We start from the raw sequence: 22,746 nt of genomic DNA, 5'->3' as shown, positions 1-22,746 counted from the left end.
CGGCCCCGCTTACCATTCAAGCCCCCACGTTTCCTAGACCATGCTCCATCGGCCCGACCACTCCAGCGCAACACCTCCTGTGCATATGCTGACTTCGGCTGGGGCGCGTACGCTGGTCAGTGTGGTGGGCGCGCCCATCGACGCCATTTCCTGGGATGAGACCTGCGCGGTGATCACCCGTTGGGCGCAGCGGCGCGAGAGCCGCTACGTCTGCATCTGCAATGTCCACTCGGTGATCACCGCGCAGCAGGATCCGGATTTCCATGACGTGATCCAGGAGGCCGACCTGGCAACGCCAGATGGGGCACCGGTGGCCTGGATGATGCGACGCCTCGGGTACCGCGACCAGATGCGCATCAACGGACCCGATCTGATGTTCCGCTACTGCGCACAGGCTGCGCAGCGGGACGAGCGCATTTTTCTGTATGGCAATACGCCGGAAACGCTGGAGACGCTCCAGAAGCGGATGCACAGGGCATTTCCCACGCTCCAGATCGCCGGCTGCTACTCGCCGCCCTTCCGTGCACTGACACCGGAGGAGGATGCCGAGGTTGTGCAGCGGATCAACGCCTCGGGCGCCGGCACGGTCTGGGTCAGCTTGGGTTGCCCAAAGCAGGAACGCTGGATGGCGGCCCACCGGGGGCGCATCCATGCCGTGATGGTGGGCGTCGGCGCGGCGTTCGACTACCACGCCGGCACCTTGCAGCGGGCACCGCTGTGGATGCAGCGGCACGGCCTGGAGTGGCTGCACCGCTTCTGGTCCGAGCCGCGGCGGCTGGGCCGGCGCTACATGATCACCAACACCAAGTTCATGGTGCAGGTCGTGAAACAACTGCTGAGCCGCTGAAGGATGCCACCGTCAACACTGGACGTCGGCGTGCCGGCGCGATCGCGACACCCGGTACTGGGTGTGCCTGTTGACGTGCTCGACTGGTCGGTGGCGGTGGAGCGCATCTGCGACTGGGCCGGGCGCCGGGAGTCCCGCTATGTGTCCATCTGCGATGCCCACTCGATCGTGCGAGCCAGCCGGGATCCGCAGCACGGGCGCCACATCGACCTGGCCGACATGGTCACACCGGACGGCTGGCCCGTTGCCTGGATGCTCCGGCACCTCGGCTACCCCCGGCAGGAGCGCATCAATGGCCCGGACCTGATGGAGCGGTTGCTGGTCGAGGCTGAAAGACGCGGTCTGGGCATCTATGTCTATGGCACGACGGACCGCACTCTCGCGGCATTGCAGGTCGCACTGATGGCGGCCTATCCGAAGTTGAATATCGTGGGCTTGTACTCACCGCCGTTTCGCCCCCTCCGCAACGAGGAGGTTGCGGCCGACATCGTGCGGATCAATGCGTCCGGTGCGCACCTGGTGATGACCGGGCTGGGCTGCCCGAAGGAAGACCGGTGGATGTTCGAGCACCGTGGTCGTGTGCAGGCGGTGATGCTGGGCATTGGTGCCGGCATCGACTTCCACGCCGGCACCGTGGCCCGTGCCCCGACCTGGATGCGGGACCACGGCCTGGAGTGGTTGTTCCGGCTGACGCAGGAGCCCGGCCGGCTCTGGAAACGCTACCTGGTCAACAACACCCTGTTCGTGGTGGGTGCCTTGGGGCAGTTTGCACGGCACGCGCTGGTACACCTCCGGTGGAACGGCACTCCCCGCGATTAAGCTTGCAGCGGACATCAACCGCGGGAAAAAGGGGATAAAACACATGCAGTTCCACCGTATTCAGCAGGTCGAGCCTTGGCTTGGACGCTCGGAACTCGAAGCACTCAATGGCTGTATCGAGCGGAACTGGCTGACCGAGGGGCCAGCCGCATCGGCCTTCCGGCAGAGCCTGAGCCAGCTCACTGGCGCCAACCACATCGCGCTGGCGCCCAACGGCACGCTGGGGCTGTTCCTGGCCCTGCTGGCGCTGGACCTGCCTCGCGGCAGCGAGATCATCATCCCCGGGTTCACCTTCATGGCCTCGGCCAGCGCGGCGGTGTTCGCGGGGCTCAAGCCGGTGCTCATCGACGTCGATCCAAACACCTTCACTGCACGGCCCGAAGCGTTCGAGCGCGCCATCACGCCGCGCACTTCGGCCTTGATGCCGGTGCACATCTACGGCCAGGCCGCCTATGCGGCGGAGATCGCCGCCGTCGGCAAGCGCCGCGGTCTGGCGGTCATCGAGGATGCGGCCCAGGCTTGCGGTGTGCGCTACCGCGGTCAGCACGCTGGAACCTTCGGTGATGTTGGCGTGGTTTCGTTCTTCGCCGACAAGACCATCACGATGGGCGAGGGCGCTGCGGTGCTGTCGCGGGAGCAGCGGCTGGCGCGTCGCATCAGCCTGCTGCGCAACCAGGGGCGCGAGTCGAGCGGGTCGTTCATCCACGAAACGCTGGGCATGAACTTCCGTGTCACCGACATGCAGTGCGCGGTCGGGCAGGCGCAGATGGCGCGCCTCCCGCAGGTCAAGGCCGATCGGCTGCGTCGCTACGCCTTGTTTCAGGAGGGTCTGACTGGCCTGGAGCAACTGCGCTTCATGAAGGTGGACCCGAACTCGGAGTTCATCCCCTTCCGGTTTCCAATCCTGTGTCCGCGCATGCCGGAGTTGCGCGATGCGCTGGAGTCGGCAGGTGTGCAGACGCGCTCGATGTTCTACCCGCTGCACCGCCAGCCGTGTCTGAGCGGCCTGATCGACCCCGTGGACCTGCCGATCTGCGACACGCTGTATGGCGAGGGGCTGTGTCTGCCGGTCCACCAGGGACTTCAGGACAGCGACGTGCACCACGTGGTTGAGGTGATTCGCAACACCTTGTCTCGCAAGCCCACTGGCAGTTGACTGGCAGTTGATTAGTTCTCACGTTGAACGGGTTTTTGGAAACAACCCGTGTTCGAGGGGACTGGATTCCGTGACCGAAGCGGCACAGTCGCGCAGTAGCAAGACTACTGCTCAGCCCCTCACTCCCTTCCGATCATCATGGACCGACCTCAGCAAATTCTGGTCACCGGTGCCGCCGGCTACATCGGGTCGGCCTTGGTGCATTCACTGTTGGCGCGGGGGCATTCCGTCACGGCCGTGGACAGCATGATCTTCGGGGAACAGGGGCTGGAGGACATGCGTCATCACAGCCGCCTGCACATCCGCCGCATGGACACCCGTGCGCTGCACCGCGGGCACCTGACCGGCATGCAGGCCGTGGTCGATCTGGCGGGCCTGTCCAGTGAACTGGCTGCGGAGTCGGATCCCGCCGGTGCAGATGCCGTCAACCACCGCGCGCAGGTCCGTCTGGCGCAACTGGCGCGCAGCTGCGGGGTGCCTCGCTATCTGCTGATCAGCAGCTGCAGCGTCTACGGCCATGCCAGCACGACGGAGTCGACCGAGACCTCGCCGGTGCGGCCCCTCACGCACCAGGCGCAACATTGCCTGATGGCGGAAGCGGCGATCCTGCCGCTGGCAGGGATCGGTTTTGCACCGTCGGTGCTGCGGATGGGCCTGGTCCACGGGCGCGGTTCGCGCATGCGCCTGGACCTTCTGGTCAATGCCATGGTCCTGAGCGCCTTGCGTCTGCGGCAGATCACGCTGGACAACTACGGTGTGCAGTGCCGGGGACATGTGCACTTGAGCGATGCCGTTGCAGGGATTCTCGCGGCACTTCACGCCCCGGCAGGCGTGGTCAGCCGGCAGATCTTCAACATCAGCCACCACAACGTGAGCGCTGCGGCCGTGGCGGACGTCGTCCGGGCAGAGCTGGGGGGGACGGTCCGGATCAATCCGCAGGGGGGCGCGCCAGACCTCCATCACCACCGCCCGGACTACCGCAAGGCGCAGGAACTGCTGGGTTATCGGCCCGAGGTCGCGCTGAGGGAAGGCATCCGCCAGTTGATCGATGCGCTCGATCCGGGAGCCTCCGCTGAACTGCCGGAAGTCCGTGCCATGCGCTGGATCCATGAAGTGCTCGCGCAAGGGCGAGAGGCCAAGGCGGCCATCGAGCACACGGCGGTGTTTGGACGTGCACCAGTCAAACTGCGGCGTCCTGGCGGCAGCCTCACGCTCCAGTGAGGCCGGCCGTTGCGCGCCGGTGGACGATCGCTTCCCGGTAGATCGCCATCAGTTGCCGGTAGTTGGACTCGGGTGTGTAGTGGTCCAGATAAGCCTGTCGTGCCGCGATGCCCATGTCACGCACTGCCTCGGGATGTTCATCGGCCCACCGCAGCTTGTCGGCCAGATCCCGGGCATCCCCTGGCGTGAAGAGCAGACCTGTCACGCCGTCCTCGACCAGTGTTGCCAAAGGCCCGAGGCGACTGGCCAGCACTGGCAGGCCGCTGCAGTAGGCTTCCACCAGCGTCATCGGCAGGCCTTCGTAACACAGGCTTGGCAGGACCAGCATCCTGGCCCGCCGCATCTTGTCCCGCACGGCATCTGCCGAGACCGTGCCGCTGTAGACGACATTGCTTCGGGCTGGCAATTGTGCTGCAAGCGGCCCGCCGCCGGCGATCTCGAACCGCAGTTCCGTCATCTGTCCTGCCGCCTCGACCAGTACGTGGGGCCCCTTTTCCTCGGACAGTCGACCAACGTACAGGAACCCGGTCCGGTCCGGGGTCGACTGGGTGTCTGGCCCCGGGTCCGACACGAAGTTGGGCTTGATCGCCATCAGCGCCGCGGGAAATCCGTTGGCCACATATTTGTCCCGGGCGAACTCGCTCAGCGCGATGATCCGGTCCGCGTGCCGGTGCAGGGAACCCAAGGCGGTATGGAGGCCATAGGTTGCCGCCATCACCGCGCTCTGCACGGCGGAGTCCCGATAGCAGCGGTGAACCACCGCGCGCCACGCCACCTTGCCGATGCAGTCTTCGCAGATCTTGCCATCCCGCAACAGCGTTGCCTTGGGACAGAACCAGCGGTAGTTGTGGAGCGTTTGCACCAGTGCGACGCCGCGTGGCGCTGCATCGACCGCCCAGTAGACCGACGGCGACACCAGTGGCAGCGTGTTGTGCACATGCACCACGTCGGCCTGAAACTCGTTGATCAGGCGCGTGACATCAGCGTGGCTCGACGGCGACCAGAGGGTATCCCGCAACAGGACGAGCCGCGACTTGCCGTCTATGTCATGGTTGTCGCGCTCGTAGAGCCGCACTTCATGTCCGTGGCCGCGCAGCAAAGCGATCTCGGCATCGACGACGGATTCTTCGCCGCCACGGATCTGGTAGCGGTTGTGGACGATGAGGATGCGCAGGGGCAGAGGAGGCTTACCCACCATAGTGGCCGCCGCCGTAGAATCTCGCGGCAACTTTCCCCAGATTCCCTAACAGGCTGCGAGCATACTGCATGTGTCGGGCATGCCCTATAGCCAGAGTGAACAGCAGTGGTGGTATGAGTATCAACGAAAATAGGAGGCCATATATCCCATAGTAGACGTAGGCCAAAGGGCTGACCAGAATTGCTTGTAGTCGCACAAACGTGCGACCTCCATTGAACGCTCTCTCCAGCACCCAACGTCGAGTCATGCGGTTGAGCGGAACTGTCTCAGTGACCATCGCTTTGTCGCACCAGACTAGTTTGTGGCCAGAAGCGGCAGCCACAGCGAAAAAAAGGGAATCTTCGCCGCCTGTCTTGGCAAATTGAACAGGAAATCGCTTTCCGTCGTTCAGTAATGAACGACGGAAAGCGACATTGTTCGTCTGCGCATTTCTCCATTCGACGGTACTTCCAGTTGGAAAACGTGCGCGTTGGTGCGCGCCGGTTAATCCTATCCATGCGGGCGGTGGAGCCTCAAAGCTAGGAATCACTGGGCCAAAAACGGCATCTGCGTGATGCGCGTCAAGCGTCAAGATAAAATCAATTAACCAGTGTGGGCCGACATATTCATCATCGTCAATGAAAGTCAGGACGCTGCCACTGGCTTCATCAATGCACCGGTTGCGCGCATAACTGACACCTGGTTTCGTTTCAACAAAGTAATGCACAACCGCATTCGGTCGATTATTTTTGATGGCGCTTACTATTTCTAATGCTGATTCATCGCGGTCGTTGTCAACGACGATGAATTCCACTCTCCAGCCTGGAGGGATATCTGCATCAATCAGACTGGTTAGAGCTCGGCGTATACCGTCAGGTCTACGGAATGTGCATATGCACATTGAAATAAGAGGTGCCGTTGCATTGGTATTTAAATTCATTTGATGTGATTAAATTTTTTCGCATGAACTCGATTGAATACCTCAATGATGGAGCATGTAAGTATTATCCATGATATATTTGTTCCTTGGATTAGAGATGACTCGGCGTAATTTACAATCAAGGTGCTTATGACTATTGAGATGTGCAGTGGAAAATTATCTCGCGGACTTATTTTGTATAAAATGCAGCACCGATATATGTGTGACATAAGTACAACCATAATTATTGCCATGCCTATAAAGCCGATTTCATTGACTGCATCAATATAGCCGCTATGGGCCTGAGTGGGTGGGCCCCAATCGAGTCGTTTCACCAGCGCGCCCGCAGCACCTTCCAGACCAACCCAGAATCCGCCGAAGCCTGTTCCAAACCAAGGGTGGCGTTCTATTTCTGCACCCATTAGTTTCCAGAGAAATGTACGACCGGTAAGCGTCGTGGACTTGTCCGTTGCCTTGAACACCAGTTCGATCAAATCATTGAATGGCAGGTGGCCGTGCAAGATAGAGTAAACAAGGGTGGATACCGCACTTGCCAATACAAGGGCCAGTACGAGCAACTTGCCTGTCATATTTTTGCTGGATAAGCTTTGTAACAGTATGACGCATAATGACGAAAAAATGAACGCCAATAGGCTGGTCGCACTTTTCGACATGTACAGCATGGCCAATGAAATTACGAGTAGCGGCAGGTACAGTTTCCTGTTGTCACGGGACAAGAATTTGTTGAAAAAAATAATCGAACACAGCAGCATGAACTGTCCCCAGGTGTTCTTGTGGGAGGTATAAGCGCGCAACGCTCCATCACTGTCGAATGCTAAGGTCGGCAGTGCTGCAGCGATGACTGCGCCGCCCAGCATGAAGATGGCAAGCGGTCTGGTCAGAATTTTGACGAACGACTTCTCCGAAATTGATATTTTCGTGGAGAGTACGGCAATTAATAGAAGACCGATGAGCAATATGTAGCGTTTGAATGAACTGAGCTTGTAGTCTGACCATCCGATTGAAATGAATATGAATCCATAGAGAATCAATAGTTCCATAGGAAAATGAATGACAGGTAAATATTTTTCCTTTCGTGGCCTGTAGATGCTAATGAAACAGAGTATATACAAGATCCCCCAGGTCCCCTGCTTGAACAGGCTGCCACTACCGTCCGGGTCAGTTCCACCAAAAGCAAAAAAAGCTATGCTGAAGATATAGAAGTACAGCCATTTCTGCGGGTGCATGACTCCCCAGGGCAGAAACAATCCCAGAAAAACTGCAAGCAGTATGGCAACAGAAAAATAGGGCCCAAGGCCAGCGATGATCTGGAAAATTAGTTGAAGGCTGGGCATCGCTGTACCTGCATGTGAAATCGCTTGCGCCTGATCAAGGCAATCTGAATGACTTCCAGAAAAGCCAGCGCCAGCACGATCGATCCTGAATAGGGCGTTGCACTGGCGATGAGCATCACGGCAACAGTCGCCGCCAACGTGATAACGCCAATGCGGCTGAGATCCTTGAAACCCGTGTCGCCGGTCATGAGCGTGGCCGCGTAGATGCCCTTGATGAACGCCAGTCCTGTCTGTGCGGTCCACAGGAGCGTCAGCATTTTGAGATTGGCATATTTGTCACCGAATAGGAATCGGATCAGATCGCCGAAAAAGTAGACCACGATGCCGACAAGCACTGACAGCGTAGTTGCTGCAACTACCGAATTCTGGACGGTCGAGTCCAGTTTTTCATATTGGTGCTCCGCCGCCCATTGGGATAATCGGGAGCGCATTAAATTAAACCAAGCTGCACCGATCAGTGCGATGGGCATCGAAAGCAATCGTGCCACCGAAATGTCGGCAACTTCGGATTTGCTGAAACTGATTGCGGCGATATAGGGATAGGTATTGCTGGTCAGGAAGGTTACGAATGAACCCAGTACTGCCCAGCGACCGCAGGCCCAGAATTCGCCCAGCAACTGGCGACTGCGCGCTGTTGTACCTCCGGCCATCGGTGCGATCTGTATGCCGGATTTCAGCAGACGCGGCATGCTCACGAGGGCACTGGAGATCCCGATCACCATTAGCACGCTTGCAGCGGATACCGTTTTTGTCAGCAGCATCAGAAAAATGCTGCTGATCAGTAGCCCGCCGTAGACAAGATTGTTTTTCAGCGCTGCAGTTGGATTGTTCTGCGAGTAGTTGAATACCCTAATATTGTCTTTCGAGACAGAGCCCAGAATACAGACTGCGAAACCGGCCCCTGTCGCTAGGGTCATCAGCGAATCATGCGACGCGGTTCCATAGATCACGTACCCCAAGAAAGCGAGCAAGGCTGACACTAGCGCGAATGCAAGTGTCCCGCGGGTATAGACATCCACAACCGCACGTTGGTTGTCGCCGTGCGTGCGCGGATAAATGGTGGTGTACGGGGCCGACAGCAGCGCTCCGCCGATTCCTTGGAAAAATAGCGAGGTATTGAGGAGCAGAACGTAGAGCCCGAACTCGTCCTTTGACAGTTCCCGGACAAAGATGAGAGAAATCAACAGACTGATGCCACTCAGCCATGCTTGGTCAAATATCGAGGTGCCAACCTTGGCGGCTTTGCGCCAATTGATTGCCATGTAACAAGTTACCTGGTGAGGCCAGCCAGGCGCAGGCGGTCTTCTGCAGAAAGCGAGGCCATCATGGTCGAGATGAACTGTTTCTGGGCGGCAAAGGCCCGAGACAGGTCTGGATCGATGCTGGACACCCGGAACAGCAGACCATCGGCAATCTGACCTTCCATCGCATACTGTATTTCTTTCAGCTTCTTGTCCGTGCCTGACTTGACGGCGTAGTTCCCAATGGTCGTCCAGTAAGTAACTGGCTCGACCCGCTGGGACTGGTAGGTTGTTTTTAGCTGCTTGGCCGGTATCCCGCCATACGCCGTGTCGACGGTAGTATGATTGTTGGTCAGGACCTGAAATCCTTGCGCTGGATAGCATATTTCCGGCAAATGAACCTGGAACGAATCATTCTGGTTTTTGCCATAAGCAATGGACAACATAATCCTGTAGCCTTGGTCGGATACATAGGTTCGGTTGACTTGCTCTGAATACAACTCGTCGAGCAATTGCTGCTGCTGCGGGTTGACGATGTTGCCGGTGAGGTCCTGTTGCTGCCAATTGCCGAATTTCGCTGGAACGATCTGAGCCAGTTTTCGATCCCCGCGGGTGTCGGAAAAATGGTGCGTCGGCCGTACATAGTTGGCCGAGGCCGCCGTGATGGACATCAATATCACAGCGACGACGGCAGTGAGGGATCGCTTGTTCATGGATGGATCTCGCCTAGATTCAGTATTCAGGCTGCCGGTTCGGCACGATCATGCGCAACAGACCGTCCGATGCAATGATCAGCGTCAGCGCGGCGAGGAACAGGACCATGCCGGCGAATCCGTGCAGAAACCCTTGTCCGGCTGCATCGCCAAAATGGTAGGTGATCAAGGTGAGTACGATCACGCGGATCACGTTTGCTGTGAAACTGATCGGGACGATGAAAATCGCCAGCAGAATATTTCTCATGGCCGACTGGTGTCGGACGAGATTGAGATACAGCAACCCGAGTGCTTCGAGTGTGAACAGGGTATTTAGACCTGCACAGGCGTCTGCCACCAGTAATTGATATTGACCAATCTGCAGGATCACGCCGCTACGACTGATGGGGTAGCCAAGATGGTACAGAACGAATTCGGCGACATACGATACAGCCATCTTCATTGGCTGCGTGAGCGCGTCGACAAATAACCCAGGCAATGGGACCATGAATGCCATGAAAAACAGGGGGAACCACATCAGCTTCAAGGCAGAAGAACCGCTCAAGAGAAGCAGCATGCTGGCTGTCACAAAGACGATGGAACCGACCTCGAATATCAGAATATTCTGCGATCTGCCGACCAGATACAGCACCAGACCGAAGGCGAGCAAAGACCAGCCTGCAATGGGTTTTGGCTGGACCGGTAGCGTATCCAATTCATTCCGTTTTTGCCAAAGCAACCAGATGGAAATGGCGAGCACGATTGGACCGTGGCCTTGCTGATCGCCGGCCCACAGCCCGTGGAAGAGATCCCAGAAAGTCGGGCCATACATGGCCAGAAGACCGGCAATGGCGATCAACCAAGGCACGAAATTGCCGATTGTGCTGTTGGGGTGTCCGGTGCGGCCGGACTTGTTCGTGTAGGTCAATTCCATGTCCGCAGTTCAGAACTCGTTGACGATGACGCCTGTCAGCTTGGCCGTGGTTTCGCTCAGCTGGCCGACGAGATCATGGAGCTGCTTCACGCGGGTCTTGTTTTTTCTGGCCAGTGTCATGGCAGCACCACTGCGCGCAGCGATCACCAGCGCGTCACTGCCGAGTGAACTTGCTGGGGTATCGACCACCACATGGTCGAATTTCCGGAGCAATTCGCTCATCAGCAGGCGGAAGGCCGGACGCTCCAGCAGTTCGAGCGGGTTGGGTGGAATGACGCCGACGGGCATCACAAACAAGCTTGGAATATCCGGTGCTTGGTAGATGACGTTTTCTTCCTGGCGTCCGCTGAGAATGCCTGTCAGTCCGGATGTATTGGGGAGATCGAACAACTCATGCAGGCGGGGATTGCGCAGATTCGCATCGACGATCAGGGTACGACCACCCAACTGGGCCAGTACAACGCCCAGATTGGCTACCAGGAATGTCTTGCCGTCGCCGCCTTCCGGGCTCGTCACTGCCAGTGCCCGTTTGGGCTCCTGCGGGCTGAAGATGCGCATCATCAGCTGGCTGCGAATCGCCCGAAACGCTTCGGCCTGCTTGCCGAAAGGTTGTGCCGCCGCGACCAGCTCACGGTGATTGGCACGCCGGCTTTCCGGTGCGTACGGGTAGTTGAACTGCTGGCTCAGCGCAAAGACGATGTCGGAGTCGGACACCAGCCCAAGTTTGACCGCCGACTCTCCGAAGCGGAGGTTGTTGGCGCGCTGATACTCCAGAATCTGGTTGACCTGCTCCTGGGTCAGGCTTTTTGTCTCGCGGATGATGTCGCCGATGCTGCGGTCCTGATCGAGGGTGCTGTGCACATCGTCTGCATTCATCGAACTGTTCCGGTCATGATGAATACCTTTCGGAGTCGTCTGGGCGGCAATGGTCATGTTGAGATCTCGGTCAGCGCTGTCGAAGAGTGTGTCAGGCGATCAGATGCCCTGCTTCGGCAGCCGCTTCAGGATATTGCTGGGTAATACCATTGGCGAATTGCGTCCGGACAGGCTCGAACGCAGCGGCTTGGGAATCATGCCCAGTACGGCGACATCCAGACCGGAGGTTAGGTCGTCCAGTGTGCGGACACGGCGGTCCGTCAACTCTCTCAGGATTGCGAAGCTGACCCCGAGCAAAGTGCCAACGAACACACTCACCAGGATATTGAGCACGATCTTGGGCGATGAGTGCTCGGTCGGCTCATCCGCTGGCGACAGCACCGATATGTTCGTCTGGTTCAGCTGGCTTTCGAGGCTGGTCTGGTTCAGACGCTGGGTGACCTGGTCGTAGGCGCGTTGAGAGGTTTCCACTTCCCGCTGCATCACCACGGCTTCGTCGCGCAGTGCTTTCAGGCGCAGGATCTTGTTGCGTTGTGTGTCCAGTGCGGCCCGTGTTTCGGCCTCGCGCTGCCGATTGATCGAGCCTGTGACACCGACACCGCCGGTGACGCGGCGAGTTTCGCCTTCGATGCGCTGGCGCAGCTCGCCAATGTTGGCGCGCAGTTCCTGCACCAGCGGGTGGGCGTCGCCGAACTTGGCGTTCATCTCGGTCAGCTTGGCTTCCTGTCGCGTCAGATCGGAGCGCAGCGATGAAACCAGGCTGTTGTTGATGACCTCCTGCATCTGATCACCTGAAGTCCGGACTTGTGCGGAGCGACTCGACGATTCCGCGGCGATGGCCTGCAGGGTGACCAGTTGGGTATTCAGTTCATTGAGCCGCTGGGTCTCGATGTCGAAGCGCTCATCGGCGCCGGTCAGTCCATTGGCTTTCTGGAATGTCGAGAGTTTCTCCTGGGCACGCTCAACCGCTTCGCGCAATTCCTTGCCTCGGGCATCGAAGAATTCGTTGTACTGCTTGGCTGGTGATGCGCGCAGTCCGATGCTGGTGTCGATGTAGGCCTGCACAAAGGTATTGGCCAGTGCACTGGCAAAACGTGGGTCGGCATTGGTATAGCTGACGTGGATGACGTTGCTTTCCCGGGACGGTTTGACGTCGAGTTTTTTCTGGAAAATGTTGGCGATCCAGGCTTCGAAACTACCCTTGCCGCCTGTCTCTTCATTCCAGCGCTTGCGCATCTCCTGATTCTCGTTCAGGTGCAGTTTCTGCACCACGCGCTGAGCGACCCGGTCGCTGGTCAGGATGTCGACCTGCGTGGCCATGTAGGAGGGCGAGGCCATGCCGTTCATCGGCATGCCGACGATCGGATCCGGGGAACGAACGTCCAGCAACACCGACGCCGTCGCCGTGTAGTTCTTGGGCATCAGCAGGCTGGCGGCAATGGTGGCACCGATCGTCAGCAGCGCCACCACGATCGCTGAAATCCAGCGTGCTTTCAGGATCGACAGGAGTTGCGCAAAGGTCATGTTGGATCGCACCCGGGTTGTTGTTGGCGCTGCGGGGACGCCATGCACGCACGGCCGTCCCCGCAGCAATGAAGCAAGGTCAGAACAGGCTCTCGCGGACGTAGATCACGTCGCCGTCCTTCATCGGGTCGTTCATGCCGGGCTGCAGGATCTCGACTTTGCCATCCGCATTGCGACGATGGACGCGCAGCCCTTTTTCCGTGCCGCGCTGCGTCAGACCGCCCCCCGTTGCCAGTGCCTGGATGACGGTCATGTCGCGTTCGAGGCGCATGGCACCCGGGCGCTGCACTTCACCGTAGATGTAGACCATCGGCATGCGGTCGACGTAGACCGTGTCGCCATTGACGATCACCGGGTCGTTGGCCTTGGTCGACGCTGCGAACAGGTTCGGCAGATCGATCACCACGCGGAAGGCGCGGTTGTCACGCATGCCGCTGAGCGTGACCAGGTCGCTGCCGCCCGTGGCGACGCCACCTGCGGTGGCGAGCAGCTCGCTCAGGCGCATGCCGGTCAGCTCGATCGGATAGCGACCCGGGCGGTTGACCATGCCCAGCACCGAGGCCTGGTTGCCGCGGACCTGGGTGACCAGGATGCTCACCTGCGGCTGGCGCACGAAGTTGCCGTTGCGCAGGCCGTCGGCGATGACCTTCTCGGCCTTGGGCACCGACAGGCCGCCGAGCTTGATCTGGCCGAGCAGCGGGAAACTGATGCTGCCGCTTTCGGCGACGCGGGTTTCCAGCGTCAGGTCGGCATTCTGGTAGACGCTCACGCGGATCACGTCGCCCGCACCCAGCACGTAGTCACGCTGGGCGTCGGACACCTGGGCCCAGGACAGCATCGGCGCCATCAGGGTCAGAAAGGCGAACAGCACACGCCGGAGCAGGCGTGCGGAGAGGGACGAGGTGGTGTTTAGCGTGAGCATCATGTGTTACTTCAGGCCCGAAAGACCTTTTTGGAGGGCGGAGGCGTCCAGCGCATCGGAAGCGCCGGCTGGCGGCGTCGGTGCCACGGTCGGTGCTTCGACAGCGCTGCCGGTGTCGGCAGAGGCCGATGCGGCTGCAGCGAACTGACCGACGTACTCGATCTTGGCAGATCCACGCAGCGCCTTGATGCCGTCAGTGACCAGTTTGCGCTTGCGATCGCTCAGAAGGAACTGTTCGATCGCTTTCTTGGCGGCCTCTTCCGTCACCGGTGCGGACTTGGCCGAGGCGACCAGCGCGGCGTTCAGGCCGGTTGGCGTCGCGACCACGACCCACTGGCCTTCGCTGAGCTTGGCGAGCTGGTCGAGGAAACCCATCGGAATGTTTTCCGGGGCCTGCGACACGTTGCGCGCGGCGAATCGGATGCTGGTGGCCTTGAGCGCGCCCGCGAGTTCCTCGGCACTGCGCAGGGTCGGAATCTTGGCCTGCAGTGCCGCCTTCTGGTTGGCGTTGGCCTCGATGTTGAACTCCTGCAGACCGTAGATGCGGCGCTTGGAGAACAGGGCCGGCTTGCTGTCGTAGTAGGCCTTGATGTCTTCAGGCGTCGGCGCAGCGGCTGCCTCGGCGATGCGGTCGGCATAGGCACGTGCCAGGATGTCCCGGCGAGCCGCTTCGATGGCAGAGACGATGCGGGGGTCGCGGTCGAGCTTCTGCTCGATGGCCTGCTGGACGGCGAGTTCCTGGTCCACAAGGCCTTCCAGCACACGCCGGCCCACGGCCTGCGCCTGCTCGGGCTTCAGACCCTGCTGACGCTGCAGCACGAAGTTCACCTGGTGCACGGAGATCTCGCCGGAGTTCACCTTGGCTGCCACTTGGCTGGAGCCTTTCTTGTCGCCTTCACCCCCGCCGCAGGCGACGAGCAGGGTGGCAGTGGCGATCACGCCCAGAGCGAGCGAGGCACGCAGACAGGCGGTGGAACTGAACAGGGGCAACTTCATGACTTGCATACTCCGGAGGCGAGTGGATTGCCGAATCCGATTTGCGTACTGGCCGGCACTCGCAATGAAAGGGGTGATAAACGGGTAAAACCGGTCGCAGTTTAGCGGTTGGCCGTGGTGGTTTGCTTCCCCGGGTTGCAGGGGCGCCGCTCATTCCCGGTCGGCACGTTAAGTCTGCACGGCAGGCTTTCACGACTGAGTTTCAGGTGGTGAGCCATCGCCCGATAACTATCGGTCAGCAGAAAAGTGCCACGAAATTCACATTTACAGAAGGTATTGGCGAAGCGCTCCAGAGCGCGATGTCGGCAAACGAATTCGGATCGAATTGACGCCGAGAAGCGTTGGCCGCATGTGAAAATTATGAAAGTTCTTGCGCTCGCCCTGTACTTTGGGCGGATGCGCTTCCTGACAGGTATTGGAGAAAGGCTTGGCATGTGCTGTTGAGGCTGGCGGGGCGTCAAGGGGAGGCGGATGGCTTCAGTTCCGCAACCCGGTGTCGATACCGCCACAAGAGGAAGCGGTGATGTGGTCTCCGACGTCAGCTTCCACCTCGGCACTCTTACCAAGGCACCGCACCATGTCGACCGTCTCTTCCATCACATCCACTGCAACCTTTGCTGGGCTGTCGACCACGACCATCGCTGCGTTGTCCACGACCGAATGGGCCAGCGCAAGCACCGCTCAGATCGCGGCGCTGACCACCAGTCAGATCGCGGCCATGCAGACTGCAGATCTTGCTGTACTGTCCACCAGCAATGTCGCTGCCTTCACCACGACGGGGCTGCGTTCGTTGTCCACCGTGCAGTTGCAAGCCCTGAGCACGGCCCAGGTCGGCGCCCTCACGACGGCGCAAGTGGCGGCGCTGACGACAGGCCAGATCGCCGCGCTGGAGACGGCCGACATCGTGGCGCTGGGCAGCAGCCAGCTGGCGGCGTTCGGCACGGCGCAGATCGCGGCGCTGACGACGGCGCAGATCGGGGTGCTGGAGACACGCGACCTGGTGGCGCTGGGCACGGCGGCCATCCGGGCACTGGAGACGGCCGACATCGCCGCGCTGAGCAGCACGCAGGTGGCGGCGTTCACGACCACGCAGATCGCCGCACTGGGCACGGCGCAGATCCTGGCGCTGGAGACGCGTGACCTGGTGGCACTGGGCACGGCGGCCATCCGCGCGCTGAACACCGCCGACATCGCGGTGCTCAGCACGGCGCAGGTCGCGGCCCTCACGACGGCGCAAGTGGCGGCGCTGACGACAGGCCAGATCGCCGCGCTGGAGACGGCCGACATCGTGGCGCTGGGCAGCAGCCAGCTGGCGGCGTTCGGCACGGCACAGATCGCCGCGCTGACGACGGCGCAGATCGGGGTGCTGGAGACACGCGACCTGGTGGCGCTGGGCACGGCGGCCATCCGGGCACTGGAGACGGCCGACATCGCCGCGCTGAGCAGCACGCAGGTGGCGGCCTTCACGACCACGCAGATCGCCGCACTGGGCACGGCGCAGATCCTGGCGCTGGAGACGCGTGACCTCGTGGCACTGGGCACGGCGGCCATCCGCGCGCTGAACACCGCCGACATCGTGGCGCTCAGCACCAGCCAGATCGGGGCGCTGACCACGGCACAGGTGGCGGCGCTGACCACCGCCCAGGTGCTGGCGATGGAAACCGCGGATGTCCATGCGCTGACCGCCACCCAGATTCGTGCGCTGAATACAGCGGACGTCCACGTCTTCACGACATCCCAGATCAACGCCTTGGGTACTGCCCAGGTGGCGGCGTTCAGCACGGCGCACATTCAGGCCCTGACGACCGCCGACATCGTGGCCTTCAACACCGCGCATGTCTCCGCCTTCACCACGGCGCAAATCATCGCGTTGACCACGGCGCAGGTGCTGGTCCTGGAGACGGCGGACATCCACGCGCTCAACACCATGCAGGCTTCCGCGTTCGAGGCGGCGGATATCGCGGTGATGTCTGCTGCTCAGATCGATGCACTGCCGCTGGTGACCCCGATCGTGCTCGATCTGGACGGCAACGGCATCCGCACGCTGGCTGCTTCGCACGGCGTCCACTTCGACCTGGGCGCCACGGGAGTGGCGCACCAGGTGGGCTGGGTGTCCTCGGGCGATGGCTTGCTGGTCCGGGACATCAACGGCGACGGGCGGATCAACGACGGCCGCGAGTTGTTCGGCACAGCCACCCAACTGGCCTCTGGCGAGCGGGCAGGTGATGGCTACAGCGCACTGCGGTCGCTGGATTCCAACCACGACGGCAAGCTGGATGCCGCAGATGTGCACTTCGGCGAACTCAAGGTCTGGGTCGACGCCAACTCGGACGGGATCGCCGATGCCGGCGAGTTGAAGACCCTGGCGGATCTGGGCATCGTGTCGATGGATCTGACGACCCAGGCCGGGAGCGAACTGGACAACGGCAACGTCATCGCGCTGTCCTCGCGCTACGAAACCGCCGATGGGCAGACCCACCAGATGGCCGACGTCTGGTTCGCCAAGTCAGACACGGCACCGGTGACGGATGGACAAGGGCCGACCATGGCGTCGGACCTGCTGGTCGCCGCCCCGGAAGCTCCCTTGGCTGATGGTGCTGCCGTGGTGGCTGCCACGCAGACACCGATGCTGGATGGCGGACTCCTGGCTGCGCAGGCCTCGGCCCAGGCGCTGGAGGAACTGCTGCGCCAGCAGCCGATCATCTGATCCAGGGCTGACTGTCCTGCTCCCGCAAGGGCAGCGCATCAGGTCCGCGCGGACTTGATGCGCGGAAATGCGCCGGCCCAGTCCGGCGCTTTTCGCCATGTCAGGCCAGGGATTGCTGCAACCATGCCGGTACCGATCCCCAGTCGTGTCCTCTGGTTTCAGCGCGGGCACGGCGCCTGCCCGAGCTGTTATGACCATGGTGCCAACCGCCACGCCCCGCGCCTCTGTCGACACGTCGACCGTGACCCCGACGGTGGACCGTTCGGTGCTGATCCGGGCGATCGAGCTGCAGAACCAGGGGCATGTGGACGCGGCGGAACAACTGCTGCGGCACTACCTGACCCAGCTGCCGGCCGATCCGGTGGCGCTGTATTCGCTGGCCGTGATCTGGCTGCGGCGGCAAGACACCGCCGCCGCACTGGAGTTGCTGGAGCGCGCGGTGAAGGCGGTCGTGAATTTCCCGCCGCTCTGGTTCGCCCACGCCACGGTGCTGGTCAACGTCGGGCGCCGTGACGACGCCCTGCGCAGCTACCAGTGCGCGATCGACCTCAAGCCAGACTTCGCGGATGCCCTGATCAACAGCGGCGTGCTGCTGCGCGACCTGCAGCAGCATGTGGCGGCGCTGACCCGCTTCCAGCAGGTGCTCGCGCTGCAGCCCGACAACGTGCTCGCCCTGGCCAACGCCGCCACCTTGCTGACGGAGTTCAAGCGCGGCGAGGAGGCGGTGGCCTTGCTGGAGCACCTGGTGCGCCTGGCACCGCACCACGACTACGCCCTCGGCATGCTCTGCCACGAGAAGCTGCAGGGCTGCGACTGGAGCGGCTTCGAGGCCTTGTCGCAGCAGGTGATCGACGGCGTGCGCGCCGGCCAGCGCAGCAGCAAGTCACTGGGTCTGATGGCCATCTCGGATTCCGCGGAAGACCACCAGCGCTGCGCCCGGCTGTTCGCACAGCAGCGTTACCCCGTCGCTGCCACGCCGCTGTGGACCGGAGAACGTTACCGCCACGACCGGATCCGCATTGCCTATGTCTCACCGGACCTGCGCGAGCACCCGGTCGGCCACCTGATGGCCGGTATCTTCGAGCGCCACGACAAGACGCGATTCGAGACCACCGGCATCTCGCTCGGCGTGGACGACGGCAGCCGCCTGCGTGAACGCATGACCCGTGCGTTCGATCAGTTCATCGATGCCCGGCAGATGACCGCCGTGCAGATCGCGACGCTGTTGCGCACGCAGGAGATCGACATCGTGGTGGATCTGGCGGGCTACACCGCCGATTCGCGCGCCGAGATCTTCACATGGCGTCCGGCGCCGGTGCAGGTCAACTTCCTCGGCTATCCGGGCACGATGGGGCTGGCCTGCATGGACTACATCCTGGCCGACCGCCACGTGGTGCCGCCCGACCACTGGCCGTTCTACGACGAGCGGGTGGTGTACCTGCCGGACGCCTACCTGCCCCCCGCCTCCGGCCTGCAGATCTCCGAAGCCACACCGAGCCGCGCCGACTGCGGCCTGCCGCCGACGGGCGTGGTGTTCTGCTCGTTCAACCATGACTACAAGATCCTGCCGGCGGTCTTTGCCGTGTGGATGCGGCTGCTGCTGCAGGTGCCGGGCAGCGTGCTGTGGCTGATGTCGCGCAGCGAGCGTTCGCAGACCAACCTGCGCGCCAGTGCGCGGGCGGCGGGTGTCGACCCCGACCGCCTGGTCTTCGCCCAGCGTGTGCCGCGGGTCGAGGACCATCTTGCCCGCTACCGGCTGGCCGACCTGTTCCTCGACACCCATCCCTACAACGCCCACAGCACCGCGGCCGATGCGCTGCTGGCGGGGCTGCCGGTGCTGACGTGTTCGGGGCAATCCTTTCCATCGCGGGTGGCCGGCAGTCTGCTGCATGCGGCAGGGTTGCCCGAGCTGGTCACGCACTCGGTGGCCGACTACGAGCAGCTTGCTCTTGCACTGGCCCGTGATCCGGCCCGACTTGCTGCCCTGCGGGCGCGTCTGGGTGACCGGCGTCAAGGCGGTGCGCTGTTCGACGTCGACGGATTCACCCGCCATCTGGAGACCGCCTACATCGCCATGTGGCGCCAGTCGCAGCTCGGCGGTGCGCGGGACGCGCTGAGCGCACCGGCCCTGTCGGCCTGAGGTCCGGCCGTGTCGCACACCGTTGTTCTGGTGCCCATCTACCAGCCCGTGCTGTCGGCGCTGGAGCAGTTCTCGCTGGACCACTCGCTGCCGCTCCTCGCCGAGAAGGGGCGCGACGTGGTCTTCATCGGGCCGCAAGGGCTGGACCTGGGGTATTACGCCCGGCGCTATCCCGGCATCGGTTTCCACGGCTACGCGCCGAGCTACTTTGGCTCGATCCGCGGCTACAACCTGCTGTTGCTGGATCCCGGGTTCTACGAGCGCTACGCCGCACATGAATTCCTGCTGATCCTGCAGACGGACGCGGTGCTGCTGCGCGATGACCTGGACCACTGGGCAAGCCTGCCCTACGACTACGTCGGCGCGCCCTGGCCGCAGGGCCTGCAGGTGAAGGTGAACCTCGACCGCTTCGAGGGCGGCAACGCCAAGACCGTGCGGGCGCTGGTGGGCAACGGCGGGCTGAGCCTGCGCCGGGTGCGCGCGTGCCAGGCGCTGCTGCGCGAGTTTCCGCTGGCGGCCGAGCATTTCCGCCTGAGCGGCTCCAGCGAAGACCTGTACTTCGCCGTGATGGGCCTGCTGTCGACCGCGTTCGTGCTGCCCAACGAGCGGGTGGCCTCGCTGTTCGCCTGGGAGCTGGCGCCCGAGCACTACCACGCCGTCAATGGCGTGCCGCCGATGGGTGGGCACGCCTGGTGGAAATACAACCCCGAATTCTGGACCCGGTTTTTCCGGATGCCGCCGCCGTCCGCCGGCCACTCTGTCTCTTCCCCTGAGGAACCACGATGAGCAAATCCCTGGACCTGGGCTGCGGCCTGCAGCCGAAGAATCCATTCAATGCGCAGGAGGTCTACGGCGTCGATGTGCGCGATGACGCCGAGGCGCACATCGTCAAGGCGGATCTGGTGGTCGAGCCGATTCCGTTTCCGGACAACTCTTTCGAGTATGTGACAGCACATGACTTTCTCGAACATATTCCGCGCCTGATTTATGCGCCACAGCGCAGAAATGCCTTCGTCGAGGTCATGAACGAAATCCACCGCGTGCTCAAACCCGGTGGTGTCTTCATGTCGTTCACGCCGGCTTACCCCCATGCGGCGGTATTCCGGGATCCGACGCACATCAATTTCATCACCGAAGAAACCTTCCCGCTGTATTTCGACAACCAGTTGCGCTGGGCGTCGGTCTACGGGTTCAAGGGCAGTTTCGAGATCGTCAGCCAGGAATGGCGCGGGCCGCATCTGCTGAGCCTGCTGCGCAAGGTCTGAACAGGAATTCGACCATGAAAAACGATATTCTGGCGCTGGCCGCCCGTGGAGATATTGTCAATGCTGCGCGGCTCGTGCGCGAAAGTCTGGCCACCGGGGGCGCCGAGTTGCGCGACATCCGCGTGCTCAGCGCGCACCTGCTGTTCCAGGCCACGCCCTGGGACGAGATCTCGGCGCTGCTGCCGCCCGACACCAACGGCGTGGTCACTTCGGGCCTGTTGAACTCGGTGCGCAAGGGCCGCCCGCTCAATGCGCAGGACGCGCCGATTCCGTGGTTCACCTACCCGGCGATCGACTTCCTGGATGGCGTCGTGCGGCCCGAGTGGACCGTGTTCGAGTGGGGTTCCGGCAATTCCACGCTCTGGTGGGCAGCGCGCACGGCGCATGTCGTGTCGGTCGAGGACGACGCGGCCTGGCACGCCGAGGTGGTCAAGCAGGTCCGGCCGAACAGCGCGTCGCTGTTCAAGCAGGGCGCGGATTACTTCGATGCCATCCGCGCCTATCCCGACGCTGCATTCGACGTGATCGTGATCGACGGGTCCAGCCGCAACGACTGCGCCCGCGCCGCGCCGGACAAACTCAAGCCTGGCGGCCTCATCGTGTTCGATAACGCCGACGGGCAGGAATTCGACGCCGGCCAGCAGTTCCTGATCGACCAGGGTTACTACCGCATCGATTTCTGGGGTTTGATTCCTTCTTACCTCTACAAGAACTGCACGTCGGTGTTTTTCAAGGATCCTGCGCTGCTGCGGCGCACGGCCGTGCCGTCGGTGCACCGCTCCTCGGTGGGTATTTCCTGTTTTCAGGCGATGAACCGCGGCAGCCGCGCCCCGGAGATTTGACCTGCAAAACCCGTGTTGCTCGGACCGGTGTCCGGGCAGGGGCTGCGGCACCATGGGCTGACACGAACGGACCTGTCCCATGAGCATCCACGATCGAACCGTCAGCCTGGTCACCGGTGGCGCCGGCTTTCTTGGCTCCCACCTGTGCGAGCAGTTGCTGGCCCGCGGTCACGAGGTGATCTGTGCGGACAATTTCTTCACCGGCACGCGCCGCAATGTCGAGCACCTGATCGGCCACCCGCGCTTCGAGCTGATGCGCCACGACGTGACCTTTCCGCTGTTCGTCGAGGTGGACGAGATCTACAACTTCGCCTGTCCGGCCTCGCCCGTGCACTACCAGCACGACCCGGTGCAGACGACCAAGACCAGCGTGCACGGCGCCATCAACATGCTCGGCCTGGCCAAGCGGGTGAAGGCCAGGATCCTGCAGGCGTCCACCAGCGAGGTCTACGGCGACCCGCAGGTCCACCCGCAGCGCGAGGACTACTGGGGCCATGTCAACCCCAACGGCATCCGCTCCTGCTACGACGAGGGCAAGCGCTGCGCCGAGACGCTGTTCTTCAATTACCACCGCCAGCACCAGCTGCGCATCAAGGTGCTGCGCATCTTCAACACCTACGGCCCGCGCATGCACCCGAACGACGGCCGTGTCGTCTCCAACTTCATCGTGCAGGCGCTGCAGGGCCAGCCGATCACGCTCTACGGCGAGGGCTTGCAGACGCGCTCCTTCTGCTACGTCGATGACCTGATCGACGGCGCGCTGCGGCTCATGGGCACGCCCGACAGCGTGACCGGCCCGGTCAACGTCGGCAATCCGATCGAGGTGACGATCCGCCAACTGGCCGAGACCATCGTGCGGCTGACGGGCTCGGCCTCGCCGCTGGTGTTCCGCCCGCTGCCGCAGGATGACCCGATGCAGCGCTGCCCCGACATCACCAAGGCCCGCGAGGTGCTGGGCTGGGCGCCGCGCGTGCAGCTGGAGCAGGGCCTGGCCCGCACCATCGACTACTTCGAGCGCCTGCTCACGGCCAGCAGCGGGCCGTTGCCACACGGGCTGCAGCCGTCCGCCATGCCGACGCCGGCCGAGGCCCTCGCGGCCTGACTCTTTCCCGA

At 62.0% G+C, this 22,746-nt stretch carries 21 protein-coding genes; 10 read left to right on the top strand and 11 right to left on the bottom strand.

What is annotated here, in order from left to right; genetic code table 11:
• The first annotated feature begins 85 nt into the window (after positions 1 to 85).
• From RMP06_RS05205 to RMP06_RS05190, 4 genes are all read left to right on the top strand, one after another.
• Positions 86 to 847 (top strand): WecB/TagA/CpsF family glycosyltransferase, encoded by a 762-nt coding sequence (locus tag RMP06_RS05205; RefSeq protein WP_310460711.1) that lies wholly within the window; start codon positions 86 to 88, stop codon positions 845 to 847.
• Positions 848 to 850: 3 nt separating this feature from the next.
• Complete coding sequence (locus RMP06_RS05200) at positions 851 to 1,666, top strand: WecB/TagA/CpsF family glycosyltransferase (RefSeq protein WP_310460710.1); 816 nt, start codon at positions 851 to 853, stop codon at positions 1,664 to 1,666.
• 43 nt (positions 1,667 to 1,709) lie between these two features.
• Complete coding sequence (locus RMP06_RS05195) at positions 1,710 to 2,822, top strand: DegT/DnrJ/EryC1/StrS family aminotransferase (protein ID WP_310460709.1); 1,113 nt, start codon at positions 1,710 to 1,712, stop codon at positions 2,820 to 2,822.
• A 138-nt stretch (positions 2,823 to 2,960) separates the two neighbouring features.
• A complete protein-coding gene (locus tag RMP06_RS05190; protein WP_310460708.1) occupies positions 2,961 to 4,043 on the top strand; it encodes an NAD-dependent epimerase/dehydratase family protein in 1,083 nt (360 codons plus the stop codon).
• Here RMP06_RS05190 and RMP06_RS05185 read toward each other — a convergent pair.
• The 11 genes from RMP06_RS05185 to RMP06_RS05135 form a co-directional block, all read right to left on the bottom strand.
• On the bottom strand, positions 4,030 to 5,271 hold the full coding sequence (locus RMP06_RS05185) for a glycosyltransferase family 4 protein (protein WP_310460707.1): 1,242 nt from the start codon (positions 5,269 to 5,271) through the stop codon (positions 4,030 to 4,032). The genes RMP06_RS05190 and RMP06_RS05185 overlap by 14 nt on opposite strands.
• On the bottom strand, positions 5,231 to 6,121 hold the full coding sequence (locus RMP06_RS05180; RefSeq protein WP_310460723.1) for a glycosyltransferase family 2 protein: 891 nt from the start codon (positions 6,119 to 6,121) through the stop codon (positions 5,231 to 5,233). Before RMP06_RS05180 ends, RMP06_RS05185 begins: the two co-directional genes overlap by 41 nt.
• Before the next feature lie 35 nt (positions 6,122 to 6,156).
• Positions 6,157 to 7,494, bottom strand: coding sequence for an O-antigen ligase family protein (locus RMP06_RS05175; RefSeq protein ID WP_310460706.1), 1,338 nt, complete (start codon positions 7,492 to 7,494; stop codon positions 6,157 to 6,159).
• Positions 7,476 to 8,756 (bottom strand): lipopolysaccharide biosynthesis protein, encoded by a 1,281-nt coding sequence (locus RMP06_RS05170; RefSeq protein ID WP_310460705.1) that lies wholly within the window; start codon positions 8,754 to 8,756, stop codon positions 7,476 to 7,478. Before RMP06_RS05170 ends, RMP06_RS05175 begins: the two co-directional genes overlap by 19 nt.
• Positions 8,757 to 8,764: 8 nt before the next feature.
• Positions 8,765 to 9,448 (bottom strand): exosortase-associated protein EpsI, B-type, encoded by a 684-nt coding sequence (gene epsI, locus RMP06_RS05165; RefSeq protein WP_310460704.1) that lies wholly within the window; start codon positions 9,446 to 9,448, stop codon positions 8,765 to 8,767.
• 19 nt (positions 9,449 to 9,467) lie between these two features.
• Positions 9,468 to 10,361 carry an exosortase B gene (gene xrtB, locus RMP06_RS05160; RefSeq protein WP_310460703.1) on the bottom strand — a complete coding sequence of 298 codons (894 nt, stop codon included), beginning with the start codon at positions 10,359 to 10,361 and terminating at the stop codon, positions 9,468 to 9,470.
• A gap of 9 nt (positions 10,362 to 10,370) precedes the next feature.
• Complete coding sequence (locus RMP06_RS05155; protein ID WP_310460702.1) at positions 10,371 to 11,294, bottom strand: polysaccharide biosynthesis tyrosine autokinase; 924 nt, start codon at positions 11,292 to 11,294, stop codon at positions 10,371 to 10,373.
• Between the two features lie 42 nt (positions 11,295 to 11,336).
• Positions 11,337 to 12,761, bottom strand: a complete 1,425-nt coding sequence (epsF, locus tag RMP06_RS05150) for a chain length determinant protein EpsF (protein WP_310460701.1) — start codon at positions 12,759 to 12,761, stop codon at positions 11,337 to 11,339.
• 79 nt (positions 12,762 to 12,840) lie between these two features.
• Positions 12,841 to 13,686, bottom strand: coding sequence for a polysaccharide export protein EpsE (gene epsE / locus RMP06_RS05145; protein ID WP_310460700.1), 846 nt, complete (start codon positions 13,684 to 13,686; stop codon positions 12,841 to 12,843).
• Between the two features lie 3 nt (positions 13,687 to 13,689).
• A complete protein-coding gene (locus RMP06_RS05140; RefSeq protein WP_310460699.1) occupies positions 13,690 to 14,679 on the bottom strand; it encodes an EpsD family peptidyl-prolyl cis-trans isomerase in 990 nt (329 codons plus the stop codon).
• Between the two features lie 477 nt (positions 14,680 to 15,156).
• Positions 15,157 to 15,318 (bottom strand): hypothetical protein, encoded by a 162-nt coding sequence (locus RMP06_RS05135; RefSeq protein ID WP_310460698.1) that lies wholly within the window; start codon positions 15,316 to 15,318, stop codon positions 15,157 to 15,159.
• Positions 15,319 to 15,325: 7 nt separating this feature from the next.
• On the opposite strand from RMP06_RS05135, the gene RMP06_RS05130 reads away from it, so the two are divergent.
• The 6 genes from RMP06_RS05130 (at position 15,326) to RMP06_RS05105 (ending at position 22,735) form a co-directional block, all read left to right on the top strand.
• Entirely contained in the window at positions 15,326 to 17,386 is a 2,061-nt protein-coding gene (locus tag RMP06_RS05130; protein ID WP_310460697.1) for a hypothetical protein, read from the top strand.
• Positions 17,387 to 17,576: 190 nt separating this feature from the next.
• Positions 17,577 to 19,526: an O-linked N-acetylglucosamine transferase, SPINDLY family protein gene (locus RMP06_RS05125; protein ID WP_310460696.1), complete on the top strand. Its 1,950-nt coding sequence runs from the start codon at positions 17,577 to 17,579 to the stop codon at positions 19,524 to 19,526.
• Positions 19,527 to 19,535: 9 nt separating this feature from the next.
• Positions 19,536 to 20,312, top strand: a complete 777-nt coding sequence (locus RMP06_RS05120) for a DUF5672 family protein (protein ID WP_310460695.1) — start codon at positions 19,536 to 19,538, stop codon at positions 20,310 to 20,312.
• Entirely contained in the window at positions 20,309 to 20,791 is a 483-nt protein-coding gene (locus RMP06_RS05115; protein ID WP_310460694.1) for a class I SAM-dependent methyltransferase, read from the top strand. Before RMP06_RS05120 ends, RMP06_RS05115 begins: the two co-directional genes overlap by 4 nt.
• A 14-nt stretch (positions 20,792 to 20,805) precedes the next feature.
• Positions 20,806 to 21,633 (top strand): class I SAM-dependent methyltransferase, encoded by an 828-nt coding sequence (locus tag RMP06_RS05110; RefSeq protein WP_310460693.1) that lies wholly within the window; start codon positions 20,806 to 20,808, stop codon positions 21,631 to 21,633.
• 79 nt (positions 21,634 to 21,712) lie between these two features.
• Entirely contained in the window at positions 21,713 to 22,735 is a 1,023-nt protein-coding gene (locus RMP06_RS05105) for a UDP-glucuronic acid decarboxylase family protein (RefSeq protein WP_310460692.1), read from the top strand.
• The last annotated feature ends 11 nt before the right edge of the window (positions 22,736 to 22,746 follow it).

The sequence above is a fragment of the Sphaerotilus sp. genome (assembly GCF_031429695.1).
Classification (GTDB): Bacteria; Pseudomonadota; Gammaproteobacteria; order Burkholderiales; family Burkholderiaceae_C; genus Sphaerotilus.
The sequence above is the reverse complement of the archived record's forward strand: the minus strand, read 5'-3'. Positions and strand labels throughout refer to the sequence as shown.

What these genes read in the sequence shown, in the direction of transcription:
- RMP06_RS05135 (WP_310460698.1), bottom strand. Translation starts at nt 15,318, where the DNA reads ATGGTCGTGGTCGACAGCCCAGCAAAGGTTGCAGTGGATGTGATGGAA.
- RMP06_RS05105 (WP_310460692.1), top strand. Translation starts at nt 21,713, where the DNA reads ATGAGCATCCACGATCGAACCGTCAGCCTGGTCACCGGTGGCGCCGGC.
- RMP06_RS05205 (WP_310460711.1), top strand. Translation starts at nt 86, where the DNA reads ATGCTGACTTCGGCTGGGGCGCGTACGCTGGTCAGTGTGGTGGGCGCG.
- RMP06_RS05190 (WP_310460708.1), top strand. Translation starts at nt 2,961, where the DNA reads ATGGACCGACCTCAGCAAATTCTGGTCACCGGTGCCGCCGGCTACATC.
- RMP06_RS05180 (WP_310460723.1), bottom strand. Translation starts at nt 6,121, where the DNA reads ATGTGCATATGCACATTCCGTAGACCTGACGGTATACGCCGAGCTCTA.
- epsI (WP_310460704.1), bottom strand. Translation starts at nt 9,448, where the DNA reads ATGAACAAGCGATCCCTCACTGCCGTCGTCGCTGTGATATTGATGTCC.
- RMP06_RS05175 (WP_310460706.1), bottom strand. Translation starts at nt 7,494, where the DNA reads ATGCCCAGCCTTCAACTAATTTTCCAGATCATCGCTGGCCTTGGGCCC.
- RMP06_RS05115 (WP_310460694.1), top strand. Translation starts at nt 20,309, where the DNA reads ATGAGCAAATCCCTGGACCTGGGCTGCGGCCTGCAGCCGAAGAATCCA.
- RMP06_RS05170 (WP_310460705.1), bottom strand. Translation starts at nt 8,756, where the DNA reads ATGGCAATCAATTGGCGCAAAGCCGCCAAGGTTGGCACCTCGATATTT.
- epsE (WP_310460700.1), bottom strand. Translation starts at nt 13,686, where the DNA reads ATGATGCTCACGCTAAACACCACCTCGTCCCTCTCCGCACGCCTGCTC.
- xrtB (WP_310460703.1), bottom strand. Translation starts at nt 10,361, where the DNA reads ATGGAATTGACCTACACGAACAAGTCCGGCCGCACCGGACACCCCAAC.
- RMP06_RS05195 (WP_310460709.1), top strand. Translation starts at nt 1,710, where the DNA reads ATGCAGTTCCACCGTATTCAGCAGGTCGAGCCTTGGCTTGGACGCTCG.
- RMP06_RS05140 (WP_310460699.1), bottom strand. Translation starts at nt 14,679, where the DNA reads ATGAAGTTGCCCCTGTTCAGTTCCACCGCCTGTCTGCGTGCCTCGCTC.
- epsF (WP_310460701.1), bottom strand. Translation starts at nt 12,761, where the DNA reads ATGACCTTTGCGCAACTCCTGTCGATCCTGAAAGCACGCTGGATTTCA.
- RMP06_RS05110 (WP_310460693.1), top strand. Translation starts at nt 20,806, where the DNA reads ATGAAAAACGATATTCTGGCGCTGGCCGCCCGTGGAGATATTGTCAAT.
- RMP06_RS05200 (WP_310460710.1), top strand. Translation starts at nt 851, where the DNA reads ATGCCACCGTCAACACTGGACGTCGGCGTGCCGGCGCGATCGCGACAC.
- RMP06_RS05125 (WP_310460696.1), top strand. Translation starts at nt 17,577, where the DNA reads ATGACCATGGTGCCAACCGCCACGCCCCGCGCCTCTGTCGACACGTCG.
- RMP06_RS05155 (WP_310460702.1), bottom strand. Translation starts at nt 11,294, where the DNA reads ATGACCATTGCCGCCCAGACGACTCCGAAAGGTATTCATCATGACCGG.